This is a genomic window from Bacillus sp. GC_Bacil_1 (assembly GCF_026540675.1).
GTDB lineage: Bacteria > Bacillota > Bacilli > Bacillales > Bacillaceae_G > Bacillus_A > Bacillus_A cereus.
In genome coordinates this window covers 1-13,068 of the sequence record NZ_JALNUG010000009.1, presented here as the reverse complement: position 1 = coordinate 13,068, position 13,068 = coordinate 1, and the positions used below count along the sequence as shown (strand labels likewise).

Here is a 13,068-nt window from a genome sequence, read left to right as displayed (position 1 = left end):
ATTATGTCATCCTCCTAAAACGGCGCATAATTGACTGCGAAATGATGTTCATAATAAAAGTAAACAAAAATAATGTTGCACCTACAGCATACATGCTGTAATACGTAATCGTTCCATGCGGAGCATCACCTAAACTTACTTGCACAATATAGGCTGTTAACGTTTGAATAGAATGTGTCGGATCAAGCGATACATTTGGTGTGGATCCTGCCGCAATTACAACAATCATCGTTTCACCAATTGCACGCGAAGCCGCTAATATAATTGCTGCCATAATCCCTGTAAAAGCGGACGGAAACACCACTTGTTTTACCATTTCAAACCGCGTCGCTCCGAGTGCTAATGAAGCTTCTTTCGTCCCTTTCACCACAGCTCTCATCGCGTCTTCAGATAGAGATGCAACTGTAGGCATCATCATAAATCCGATAACGATTCCTGGGCTAATCGCATTAAAAAACTGTAAATCTGGTATAATCCTTTGTAAAAGCGGCGTAACAATTGTTAATGCAAAAAAACCATATACAATTGTCGGGATACCTGCTAATAGCTCTAACATCGGCTTTAATATTTTCCGTGCACTATTTGAAGCATATTCGCTTAAAAATACGGCACACGCTAAACCGATAGGAATTGCTACAAACATAGCGATTGCTGTTACAAGGAACGTTCCACATATAAGTGGTAATATACCGAATTTAGGATTTTCAAAAAACGGTAACCATTCTTTCTCCGTCAAAAAGGAGTACAATGATATTTTTTGAAAAAACATGATTGTTTCATTAGAGAGCGTAAAAACAATTCCAAGTGTCGTAACAATAGAAACGCTGGCAATTATTTTTAGTAACAAAGGCATTATTCGATTGATTCGCTGCGTTTTTTTTCTTTGTTTTGTATTTCTTTCAATCAAATGTTGTACAGAAAATGTAATTTGACTTTTGTCATTATGAGCCAAAGATGAAAACCCCTTTCCACCCTGACATTACCTTTTTATTTCTGTTAACATACGCAGCTGTTCATTGTATTTTTCTTTTCTTAATTTTACATACCCGACCTCTTCAGCGAGGTTACCAACATGCTGAATCATAAACTCAACATAGTTTGCTACATTCATTTTATTTCGGATAGATGCATTATTCACATAAGTAAGTAGCGGCCTAGATAACGGCTTATACTTCCCTGACTGAATGGTCTCTTTCGTCGGAAATACACCATTCACTTTTATTGCTTTCACCTTATCTCGATTAGCCATATAATAAGCATATCCTACAAAAGCAATGGCATGTTTATCATTCATTACCCCTTGCATAATAACTTGATCATCTTCAGACAAAGAGACTTTTTTTACAATGCGATGATTTTGTAAGATGACATTTTGAAAATAATCATAAGTACCAGAGTCTACGCCTGGTGCATAAAACTTCACTTGTTCACGTGGCCATGTTGAATGAATTTGTGACCATCGCTTCTCTCTTCCATCTTCACTCCACAGTAAACGTAACTCGTCTACTGACATATCGTCTACCCATGTATTGTGCCGATTCACGACAATTGTAAGACCATCGTTAGCGACCTCAAAAGGTGTGAACTGAATAGAGTTTTTCTTCATCTCATTTTTCTCGACTTGTTTCATTACTCTCGAAGCATTATTTATATCTACTTCTCCTTTACTGAAACGATTAAATCCTCCTCCAGTTCCAGAAACACTGATGGAAATTTTCACGTCTGGATGCACCTTTGTATATTCCTCCGCTACTGCTTCTATAATAGGAAAAACCGTTGAGGATCCATCAACTCTCACTTCTCCCATTTCATTTAAAGCAAATGCAGTAGACATTTCAAAACAGAGGAACCATATCGATAGTACGAAAATTATAATCGGTGTACGCATCCATTTCACGTGTTCTTCCTCCTAGAAGTAACCGGAAATAACAGGATTACAGATATAAGAATACTGCTAAACTATTAATTCGGTTTTAATTGTTTGTAAAAGTTTTGTAAAGTTCCACATAAATCAACATACGGTACAATTTTAATTCAGTAGTAGCTATTCATTTCCTCTGATGATTTCCCTATAAAATATTTATCCCCTATCCCACCATATACAAGTATCATTTATAAGGCCGCGTGTTTCCCAATATTGTATACTTGTCCACATTTATTACACGATATGCATAAACCATAAAAAAAAGCACACTATCTTTTCAGATAGTGTGCTTTTTTTAAATTTTTTTATTCATCATCTTGATCTTTATTTTTATTGTTTTTATCATCTTTTGGAGCTTCACCATTTACTTCTTGGTTTTTCAAATCAAAGTAGGCGTCCATAATTTCACGACCAATATATCCATTAATACCAGTCTTATCATCATGTACCCATGGAACAACAACAGAGAATGCTACTTCTGGATCTTCAAGTGGCGCATAACCTACTAATGTTAAGTTATATGTTTCCACACGTTCACCATTTGCCTTTCTACCAATCTCTTTATCTCCGCCATACACAGTTTGCGCGGTACCTGTCTTCCCTGCCGCTTTATATTTTGCACCTGTAAAGTATTTGGTAGCTGTACCACCTGAATCATTATACACTTGTCTAAATCCTTCTTGAACACGTTTAATTTGCGATTCTGGCATATCAACACGATTTAATACTTTCGGTTCCATAGATTGAACAACTTTCCCAACTTCATCTGGTTTCACTGCCGGTTGACGAATTTCTTTTACAACTTGTGGTTGCATACGATATCCACCATTGGCAATCGTCGAAATATATTGCGCTAATTGAAGCGGTGTATACGTATCATACTGTCCAATTGATAAATCTAGTAAGAAACCTGGTTGACTACCTCTCCCCATCTGACCAGCAGATTCATTCGGTAAATCAATTCCTGTTTTTACACCAAGTCCAAACTGTCCGAAATAATAACGCATCGTATCAAATGCTTTTTGAGGTATATCTAACGTACCACCTCTCACATATGGAACACCAGCGATATTCATCGCTGTTTTAAACATATAAACGTTAGAAGACATTTTTAAAGCTGTAAGATCATTAATATATCCCATCGTTTTCCAAGATGACTTCGTAGGTGTACCTTTTAATTTAATTGGTTCATCCAATTGTACTGAACCTGGTTGAATCGCACCAGTTTGATATCCAGTAAGTACTGTTGCACCTTTTACAGTTGACCCCATCGGATAAGAACTTGTCATGGTACCTAATGCAAAGTCATTTACTTTCGTTTGACCATCTTCGTTAACTAATTGTTTCCCAGCCATAGATAAAACTTCACCATTTTTTGGGTTCATCATTACAACGAATGCGCGATCTAAAAGAGGTTCGCTTCCTTTAAATCTCATTAAATTCTTCGTAAGAATATCCTCCACGCGCTTTTGTAATTCCATATCAATCGTTAAATTCAGGTCATTACCACTTTGTCCTTTTGATACATTAATCGTTTCTAAAATATTACCGTTTTTATCTGTAACATTTCTAACTTCTGCTTTCGTACCGTGCAGACTATCTTCATACTGTTGTTCAAGATAACTTTTTCCTACTCGGTCATTTCGATTATAATCACGAACAAGATAGTAATCTAGTCTTTCTCTTGGTAAACCTTCGTCAGAAGTTGTTACACCACCAAGTACACTTCGGAACAAATCACCATCATATGCATATTTTCGTTCCCAATCAACACTTGTATCTACTCCCGGCAATTGCGCTAAATTTTCACTAATAATCGCATATTCTTCATCTGTTGCATTTTTCTTAAGAACTTGAGGTGTCATTGCATATCCGCCATCCATCTTACTCTTAATCGCTAGTATTTCTAGATCTTTTGCGGATAATTGATTAATCTCTTCTTCTGTTACACGACTGCGCTGACGCTCGTCTAATTCTTTATCATCAATTTTTTTATCTTTAAACTCTTGACGATCTTTATTCGTAATTTTTTCTTTAGCTTCCTCTTTATGCATAGCAAGCCAATAATCTTTTTTATCGCGATCTGTTAATTTATCTGTCGGTACTTCAATCAAATCTGCTAGCTTTTTCGCTGTTTCTAAGCGATCCTCTGCAGTTGATCCTTTCATTTTTGTAAATGTAATAGTACGAATGGCTGCATTATCTACTACAGGTCGCCCATAACGGTCAAATATTTTCCCACGCGGTACAGGATTACTTATCGTTGAGTTTTCTTTCTTCTCCACTTCATTCTTATATTCTTCACCGCGAACAATTTGTACATATCCGAGCCTTACAATAACCGCGGAGAACATTAAAAACACACAGAAAAACAGCACGTTTAACCGAAAAGGAACGTGGGTCTTTTTCTTATTTTGCTTCTGCTTCTTGCTCATACAAACCCCCTCTACCAACAGCTATGTAATGTGAAAGGGACACCTTCATACAGGTGTCCTCACTGCTGTCTTACATCTTTTTCTATTCTAGCATAAAACAAACGAGAAGTTAACCTTCTGGTTCAGTTTGGTTTTGCGCGTTTCCTTGCGTTACAACACTTGTTTTACTCGCATTTCCCTCATCATATTTGACATTTTTAACTGCAAAATAAATAAGAAAATGTCCAGCACCTAAAATACATAATAAGTAAGGTAAACTTTTTTCAGGTGGAAAGAATAGTACAGCACATAAAAAACTTAAAATGGAACAGATTCTTCCGGCGTTTAACCACAGCTCCCGAACAACGACATATTCCACACGCCATTCTCTCGCATTTTTCGCTCTACCAATTACGTCATATGTCATTGATCCATACGGAACAAGTAAAATAGGATATGCAATCGCAATACATGCCGCATAAATAAGTAATTTCGTGTATGTAACATTGAAAATAACTAAAAAGACGACAGCATATAAAATAATGCCTCCAAGTAAAATTGCTTTTTTTCGCCACTCCTTCTTTAACATACGAGCAACTAAGTAATAACATACAAAGGATACAGCAGAGTTCACTAAACTATATTTCCCTAATGCGAACTCACTATTAGTTGCTAAATAAACATATACTGAAATGACAAAAATAAACGTTCCTTCTCTCAATCCTTGGAAAAAATGAGCTCGTGTAATCTTTCCCCAGTTTTTATCAATCCGTCGTTCTTTCAATACTTGCACGATTTCATAACGCCCTTCACATTCTCTTTTAGATAAAAAGAAGCTTAAAACGACAGCAATTGCAAATAGAACTAATGAAAGAAAGAATATAACAGTATAACCACTCCATTTCTCCATACGTGAAATTGTGTATCCTGCTGCTATTGGTCCGATCATCCCAGAGAAGGATGTAAGAAGTCCAAGAAACCCATTAAAGAAATCTCTTGTTTCTGGTTCTGTAATTTCAAATGTCAATAAGTTAAAAGCCAACCAGTAAAAACCGTATCCTACTCCTAAAAGAGCCCCCATTAATAAAATATACTGAGAAGCACTTTTCCCCGCTACTAAGACAACAATAAAAAAAATTGCGAGCGTTCCTACTCCTATTCGTAATAAAATCGAGCGATCGATACGTTTCGCTAATTTTCCCCCTACAAGAAATGTGAGAGGCTGTAATATAACGCTGGCCAAATTATACAAGCCAAGATTCACATAATTTTGTGTTTGTTTCCATAAATAAATATTTACAAACGTATTCGATAAAGAAATTGCGAGCGTGTATAAACCTCCTATAAGGAGCAATAACACTAAATCCCGATTCACTTCAACGTCACCAATTATATGTTTCCACTTCATACACAACTCTCCTTTACTTCATGTTCTAGTCTTCCAAAGACAAGCCCAATTATGTAAAAGGAAAGCATAGAAAAAAAGCTAGGGGTTCTCCCCTAGCTTTTTTCTATATTTATTACAATTATTTTGCTTCTTGGTAACGTTTTTCAGCAGCGTTCCAATCTACAACGTTCCAGAATGCACCGATGTAGTCTGGACGACGGTTTTGGTAGTTTAAGTAGTAAGCATGCTCCCAAACATCTAAACCGATAACTGGCGTTTTACCTTCAGTTAAAGGAGAATCTTGGTTTGGAGTGCTTGTTACTTCTAGCTCACCATTGTTTACTACTAACCAAGCCCAACCAGAACCGAAGCGAGTTGCGCCAGCTTTTGCGAATTCTTCTTTGAATGCATCGAAGCTACCGAATTTTGCTTCAATTGCAGTTGCAAGTTCACCTACAGGTTGTCCTCCGCCGTTTGGAGATAGGATTGTCCAGAAGAATGTATGGTTAGCATGTCCGCCACCATTGTTACGTACTGCTGTACGGATTGCTTCTGGTACTTCGTTTAAGTTTGCAACTAATTCTTCTACGCTTTTGTCAGCTAATTCTGCATGACCTTCTAAAGCAGCGTTTAAGTTTGTAATGTACGTGTTGTGATGTTTTGTATGATGGATGTTCATTGTTTCTTTGTCAAAGTGAGGCTCTAAAGCATCATACGCATAAGGTAAATTTGGTAATTCGTGTTTTGCCATTGTTATATTCCTCCCAGTTTATGTATTGCCACTTAAGTGACATACAACTTCATTCTACCCTAATTGCCATAGGGTGCAAACAAATAAATCACATTGTCTTGCTATCATTAAAGTAGCAAAATTCCCACTTCTTTTCAATTAAAATGCTCATATATTCCGTAAAAAAAGCTTCCTTCTACAAGGAAGCTTCCTGCTAACATAATAAACATGCGAAATGGATATGGACCCTGTAGGACTCGAACCTACGACCGGACGGTTATGAGCCGTCTGCTCTAACCAGCTGAGCTAAGGGTCCACAATTATGTATGTAACAACATATCAAATAAAGGAATTCCTATCGGATATGCCCTTTAAGAAATGTAAGATAAATTTACCATATAGAAAAGAAAAGTGTCAATTGTATTTTTCTTATTTAAAAGAAGAAAGTTAATAAAAAGAAATTTAGTTATCTCCACTATATGTAAATATAATATATCTTGAGATTCTCTAGATTCCTACGTTACAATGATTTTATACATACATAAAGGAAGTGAATCTATGTCCATATTTACCCAATTCGTAAAAAGCATATACTCGCCTAAAGATATGGCGCTATTCCGTTTTCAAAAAATCGGTAAAACCATTTTGTATATTATGCTACTTTGCTTAATTACTACTATTCCAAGAACTTTTTTGTACGGTAGTTTTATCCAAGATGGTGTAGGTATGGTAAATCAAGTCATCGATAAAGATTTACCTGATTTTAAAATTGAAAATGGCGAACTAAAAGCCGATATTGATCAGCCTATTGAAAAAGAAGAAGGAAATGCACTTTTCGTATTTGATCCAAATTCAACAGACCTAGAAAAATATCAAAATAAAACAGGTTTATTTGTTTTAAAAGATAAAGTAGTCTCTATGGGAAATGGTCAAACACAAACGTATTCTTATAACGATTTGTTAGGTGCATCTATTGAGAAAAAAGATCTACAAGAATTTATTTCTTTATTCGATAATATTTATCCAATTTTATTATTTGTTATTGGATTCTTAGTGTACCTATTCCAATTATTCATCACTTTTGTAGGCGTGACTTTACTTGCGTTCATCGGTTCTGCTATGAGCGGTCAACGTAAACTATCCTATAAACAAGTTTGGACACTAACTGCATACAGCTACACAATCCCAACCATTTTCTTCATGATTATGGATTTATTCAAAATCGTCGTACCTGGGGCAACATTCATTTATATCGCTGTTGTTTTAATCGTTCTATACTTAACGATTAAAGAGATACCCCAACCGAAAGAAAAATAAAAAAATGCCTAAATAGGCATTTTTTTTTTGGACAAGCATATATTCCTAGCAAAGGAGTGAAGAATATGAAGAGGTTAGGTATATTCCTATTCGTGCTTGTTCTCGGTTATATATTTTATTACGATATAAAAATCGGTACTTTACCGATGTTAAGTTCATATAAAAAAACAACTGCTGCCCAAACGATTAAAAAAGAAAACACAGACAGCCAACAAAATAAAGAGAATAAAACAGAAAAAGAAACGGATACATCTTATAAAACAATTGAAGTAAAAACTGGCGAGACAGTTCTTTCTATTACAGAACAAATTAACAAGAAAAAAATTCCTTCCATAGAAAAAGTCATTGACGACTTTAAACAATTAAACAAAAGTACATCTGCTACAAAAATACAAATTGGAAAGTCTTATAAATTCCCGTTATATCAATAAGCCATCACTTAATCCTTGTCAATTACATAAAGGCGCTGATACAATAGTAAAAGTGAAACCGAGCACTTCGGTTTCTATAGCCCTATATCACGTATACTATTATTGATATGAGGGACTAAATAAGAAACTTCTTTTATAAGGAGAGCGATCTATTCGTGAATGAAATGACTCATCGTACAAAAACACGTCCAGTTAAAGTCGGTAATTTAACAATCGGCGGTAATAATGAATTAATTATACAAAGTATGACAACAACAAAAACACATGATGTTGAAGCAACAGTTGCTGAAATCAAGCGTTTAGAAGAAGCTGGCTGTCAAGTCGTCCGTGTTGCCGTTCCAGATGAACGCGCAGCAGATGCTATTGCTGATATAAAAAAACAAATCAACATTCCACTTGTTGCTGATATTCATTTTGATTATCGCCTTGCTTTAAAAGCAATTGAAGGTGGCATCGATAAAGTACGTATCAATCCAGGTAATATTGGTCGTCGCCATAAAGTAGAAGCTGTTGTAAATGCAGCAAAAGAGCGCGGTATTCCAATCCGTATTGGTGTAAACGCTGGTTCATTAGAGCGTCACATTTTAGAAAAATACGGGTACCCAACTGCAGATGGTATGGTTGAGAGCGCGCTACATCATATTAAAATTTTAGAGGACTTAGATTTCCACGATATTATCGTATCTATGAAAGCCTCTGATGTTAACTTAGCAATCGAAGCATACGAGAAAGCTGCTCGCGCTTTTGATTACCCATTACATTTAGGTATTACAGAATCTGGAACATTGTTTGCTGGAACTGTAAAAAGTGCCGCTGGTCTTGGAGCAATCTTAAGTAAAGGCATCGGAAATACACTACGTATTTCATTAAGTGCTGATCCAGTTGAAGAAGTAAAAGTTGCTCGTGAATTATTAAAATCATTCGGTCTTGCTTCTAACGCAGCGACACTTATCTCTTGTCCAACTTGTGGTCGTATTGAAATCGATTTAATTAGCATCGCTAACGAAGTGGAAGAATACATCTCTACACTTCAAGTACCAATTAAAGTTGCAGTACTTGGTTGCGCTGTAAATGGTCCTGGTGAAGCTCGTGAAGCTGATATCGGTATTGCTGGTGCACGTGGAGAGGGATTATTATTCCGTAAAGGGCAAGTCGTTCGTAAAGTACCAGAAGAAACAATGGTAGAAGAACTGAAAAAAGAAATCGACGTAATTGCTGCTGAAATGGCTGCTGAACGAGAAAAAGAAAAAGAGACACAAGAACAATAAAAAGAAGGTTGCCACAATATTTGTGAGCAACCTTCTTTTCTACGTAAAAAAGCTCGTCAGTTATATAACCGACGAGCTTTTACTTTGCACATTTTGGACAACGACCATATATTTCAAACTTATGACCCGTTACTTCATAACCAGTAAAATCTTTATTCATAAAATCCATTGGGCAGGAAGTAATCTCTTTCGTCCCCCCACAATCCAAACAAATAAAATGATGATGATGTTCCATAATAGAACAAGTGAAACGAAAATGTTTTTCACCATTTAATTCCGTTTGTTCTAAAACACCAATCTCAGCAAAAACTGTTAAGTTACGATAAATCGTATCAAAACTAAGCCCTGGATAATCGTCTTTCATATGCTCTAAAACGTCTTTCGCAGTTAAATAACGATTATGTGCTGCAAATAATCTGAGCATCTCTTCTCTTTTTCCAGTATGTTTGTATCCTTTTTCCTTCATTAGGCGTAAAGCTTCTGTTAGATTCATACCTATCCCTACTTTATGCAGTTTTTTTCTTCTTCCATAAAATCGCACCGATTAAAATAAGAACTGCTATCATAACAATTGTACCACCTGGTGCTAGATCAAGTTGATACGAAGCAAACATTCCACCAATTACTGCAATTTCACCAAATAAAATGGAAAAGAAAATTGTTTGTTTAAATCCTTTAGCAATACGAATACTTGCTGCAACTGGTAACGTCATTAATGATGATACGAGAAGAACCCCTACTACACGCATTGATACTGCAATGACAAGAGCAACTAATATAATGAAAATAAAGTGAATCCATTTCGCTCTTAAACCAGTTGATACTGCGTATTCCTCATCAAATGATAGTAGAAACAGCTCTTTATATAATAAAATAATTGTCGCAACAACAACAATTGCTACAATCCCAATAATAATTAAATCCGTACTTGTTACAGCACTGACACTACCAAATAAATAACTAAATAAGTCTGTGTTAAATCCATTTGCAAGTGAAATGAAAATAACTCCAACTCCCATCCCTGCCGAAAGGATAATCGGAATTGCTAATTCTTGATAGTGCTTATATACAGTTCTTAACTTTTCGATTAATAGCGCTCCACCAATCGAAAAAACCATCCCCATATATAAGGGGTTTAAAAATCCACCTGTAAAAATGGTTTTTTCAAGTAATAAACTTGCTGCAATACCTGATAACGTCACATGACTTAATGCATCCGCAATAAGAGATAAACGACGAATAACAACAAACACACCTATTAGCGGTGCAACAAGTCCAATTAAAATACCTGCGTATAAAGAATTACGTAAAAAGTCATATTGTAAAAAATCTTGTATCATTATATCCTCCCGTGATGCTCATGTTCGTGTTCTAAACGATGAACATGATGCCCATATAAGACGGACATTTCTGCATCTTCTAACTCTCGGAACTTCTCTACATTTCCATGGAAATGTAGATGTTGGTTTAGGCATGCAACATGTGTTACTTTTTCGGTAACAGCTCCCATATCATGAGTAACAAGAATTAATGTGATTCCCAACCTTTTGTTTAAATCCTCTAATATTTCGTAAAAACTTTCCACATTTTTTACATCGATTCCAACAGTAGGCTCGTCTAAAATAAGCAATTCAGGATCACTAACGAGCGCACGAGCAATAAATACACGCTGTTGCTGTCCACCAGAAAGCTCTCCAATATTACGACCTTGAAACTCACTCATCCCTACATCAGCAATTGCTTTTTCTACCTTTTTCTTATCCTCTTTTGTGAAAAAGCGAAAAAGCCCTTTTTTCGAAACAAGTCCCATTGACACAACTTCAGAAACAGTTGCTGGAAAACCAGAATTGAAACTATTTGCTTTTTGGGATACATAACCAACTTTATTCCATTCCTTAAACTTCTTACTATCAACGCCAAACACACGAATGCTTCCTTCTTTTGGCTTTAAAACGCCTAATAAACACTTAAGTAAAGTTGATTTACCTGAACCATTCGGTCCCACTAAACCTAAAAAAGCTCCCTTCGGAACTTGCAAATTAATATTTTCTAACACATTCCGATCTTCATACCGGAATGTTAAACCTTCAATCTCTAATATATTATTCATAGCATCTCACCTATTTTAATTCAGAATGATTCCGATTTATATCTATTTGAATTATAGTACAGCTTATTATAGTTGTAAACCAATCTGCCTAAAATATATCTATTTTTTCAAGAAACCTTACTATTATAACAAAAAGCAGAGAAAAATTCTCTGCTTTCGAAAAATATTCCTATATATGTTTAGTGAATAGCCGATTTAAACTTACCACCATTTGTCTCTTGCGTGCTCATAATCGTAACAAACGCATTTTCATCAATTTCATGCACAATTGACTTTAACTTCGTCACTTCTAGACGCGTTACAACTGCATAAATAACTTCTTTTTCTTTATCTGTGTAACCACCTTTTGCTACAAGCTTTGTAGTTCCACGGCCGAGTCGATGTAAAATCGCATTTGATACTTCCTCATATTGATCAGATACAATTAAAACTGCTTTCGTTTCATCTAGCCCTTGAATTACTGTATCGATCGTTTTAAATGCAATATAGTACGTCATAACAGAATACATCGCTTGTTCCACACCAAACACAAATGCTGCCCATGCAAAAATAAATAAGTTCACAAACATTACGAATTCACCAACAGAGAACGGTAATTTCTTCGTTAATAAAATCCCCATAATTTCAGTTCCATCTAACGATCCACCATGACGAATTACAAGTCCTACACCAAGACCTAAAATAAGACCACCAAACACAGTCGCTAAAATAGGCTCTGTTGTAAACGGTGGCACCGCATGTAACGTTGACTCAATGAATGCTAACGCTACAATACCAAATGCCGAAGATAACATAAATGTTTTTCCAATTTGCTTATAACCCGAATACATAAATGGGATATTGAGAACAACGACTAAAGTAGAAAAACTTAACCACCAAATATTAGGAGTAAGATAATCTAATATAAGAGAAATACCAATAATTCCACCATCAATAATTTTATTTGGCATTAAAAATAGTTCAATCGCTACCGCTGCGCATGCTGCCCCAAAAATAATCATAACTAAACGATAAATGAGATGAATAACACTTTCTTTTCGATGTTGCTTTTGCTCCATAGGTCCTCCCTTTACTCTTTTTCTGTAGTTTTGTCCTTATATTATAACATACGCTTCTTTTCCTCATGAAAAAAGAAACTCTATACGAATATGTACAAGCTATATGCTCATATATTTCGATAGAAGAACGCGTGAAGGAGGATAACAAGATGAACCTCATTAAACAAATTGTTAATAAAAAATTAAATCATATTTCTACAAAAGAGTTATTAAAATATAGCAAAGAATATGAAGTTTCTATTACGACTGCACAAGCTGACCAAATCGTTTTACTTATGAAAGGTAAAAATATTAATATTTACGATAACAACGAGCGACTAGAGCTCTTAAAACAGATCGCAAAAGTAACTTCCCCTGCCACTGCCCAACAAGTAAATACCTTATTTCAGCAATTACTAAAATAAGGAGGGGAAATCCCCTCCTTATTGC

General features: G+C 35.6%; 13 protein-coding genes and 1 tRNA gene. 4 read left to right on the top strand and 10 right to left on the bottom strand.

Features of this window, described 5'->3' with window-relative positions:
• Window position 1: 1 nt before the first annotated feature.
• From pstC to OXT04_RS14880, 6 genes are all read right to left on the bottom strand, one after another.
• A complete protein-coding gene (pstC, locus tag OXT04_RS14905; RefSeq protein ID WP_061659936.1) occupies window positions 2–952 on the bottom strand; it encodes a phosphate ABC transporter permease subunit PstC in 951 nt (316 codons plus the stop codon).
• A 27-nt stretch (window positions 953–979) separates the two neighbouring features.
• Window positions 980–1,888 carry a PstS family phosphate ABC transporter substrate-binding protein gene (locus OXT04_RS14900; RefSeq protein WP_276578355.1) on the bottom strand — a complete coding sequence of 303 codons (909 nt, stop codon included), beginning with the start codon at window positions 1,886–1,888 and terminating at the stop codon, window positions 980–982.
• Between the two features lie 341 nt (window positions 1,889–2,229).
• Window positions 2,230–4,359 carry a peptidoglycan D,D-transpeptidase FtsI family protein gene (locus OXT04_RS14895; RefSeq protein ID WP_053563643.1) on the bottom strand — a complete coding sequence of 710 codons (2,130 nt, stop codon included), beginning with the start codon at window positions 4,357–4,359 and terminating at the stop codon, window positions 2,230–2,232.
• Window positions 4,360–4,468: 109 nt separating this feature from the next.
• A complete protein-coding gene (locus OXT04_RS14890) occupies window positions 4,469–5,746 on the bottom strand; it encodes an MFS transporter (RefSeq protein WP_023523062.1) in 1,278 nt (425 codons plus the stop codon).
• Window positions 5,747–5,864: 118 nt separating this feature from the next.
• Window positions 5,865–6,476, bottom strand: coding sequence for a superoxide dismutase [Mn] (gene sodA / locus OXT04_RS14885; RefSeq protein ID WP_001052031.1), 612 nt, complete (start codon window positions 6,474–6,476; stop codon window positions 5,865–5,867).
• A 221-nt stretch (window positions 6,477–6,697) separates the two neighbouring features.
• Window positions 6,698–6,771: transfer RNA gene (locus OXT04_RS14880), tRNA-Ile, on the bottom strand.
• Window positions 6,772–7,013: 242 nt separating this feature from the next.
• On the opposite strand from OXT04_RS14880, the gene yqgB reads away from it, so the two are divergent.
• From yqgB to ispG, 3 genes are all read left to right on the top strand, one after another.
• Entirely contained in the window at window positions 7,014–7,772 is a 759-nt protein-coding gene (yqgB, locus tag OXT04_RS14875; RefSeq protein WP_267415641.1) for a protein YqgB, read from the top strand.
• Between the two features lie 65 nt (window positions 7,773–7,837).
• A complete protein-coding gene (gene yqfZ / locus OXT04_RS14870; RefSeq protein ID WP_000825415.1) occupies window positions 7,838–8,203 on the top strand; it encodes a protein YqfZ in 366 nt (121 codons plus the stop codon).
• A 164-nt stretch (window positions 8,204–8,367) separates the two neighbouring features.
• A complete protein-coding gene (gene ispG, locus OXT04_RS14865) occupies window positions 8,368–9,471 on the top strand; it encodes a flavodoxin-dependent (E)-4-hydroxy-3-methylbut-2-enyl-diphosphate synthase (protein WP_153578351.1) in 1,104 nt (367 codons plus the stop codon).
• Window positions 9,472–9,550: 79 nt separating this feature from the next.
• On the opposite strand, the gene OXT04_RS14860 is transcribed toward ispG, so the two are convergent.
• The 4 genes from OXT04_RS14860 to OXT04_RS14845 form a co-directional block, all read right to left on the bottom strand.
• Window positions 9,551–9,964, bottom strand: coding sequence for a Fur family transcriptional regulator (locus OXT04_RS14860; protein WP_001054516.1), 414 nt, complete (start codon window positions 9,962–9,964; stop codon window positions 9,551–9,553).
• A 13-nt stretch (window positions 9,965–9,977) separates the two neighbouring features.
• Window positions 9,978–10,811, bottom strand: coding sequence for a metal ABC transporter permease (locus tag OXT04_RS14855; RefSeq protein WP_000613817.1), 834 nt, complete (start codon window positions 10,809–10,811; stop codon window positions 9,978–9,980).
• Window positions 10,811–11,581 carry a metal ABC transporter ATP-binding protein gene (locus OXT04_RS14850; RefSeq protein WP_001059662.1) on the bottom strand — a complete coding sequence of 257 codons (771 nt, stop codon included), beginning with the start codon at window positions 11,579–11,581 and terminating at the stop codon, window positions 10,811–10,813. The genes OXT04_RS14855 and OXT04_RS14850 overlap by 1 nt, the downstream gene beginning before the upstream one ends.
• A gap of 179 nt (window positions 11,582–11,760) precedes the next feature.
• A complete protein-coding gene (locus OXT04_RS14845) occupies window positions 11,761–12,639 on the bottom strand; it encodes a YitT family protein (RefSeq protein WP_000435960.1) in 879 nt (292 codons plus the stop codon).
• A 149-nt stretch (window positions 12,640–12,788) separates the two neighbouring features.
• Here OXT04_RS14845 and OXT04_RS14840 point away from each other — a divergent pair, with 149 nt between their 5' ends.
• On the top strand, window positions 12,789–13,043 hold the full coding sequence (locus OXT04_RS14840) for a DUF2624 domain-containing protein (protein ID WP_001048958.1): 255 nt from the start codon (window positions 12,789–12,791) through the stop codon (window positions 13,041–13,043).
• Window positions 13,044–13,068: the final 25 nt, after the last annotated feature.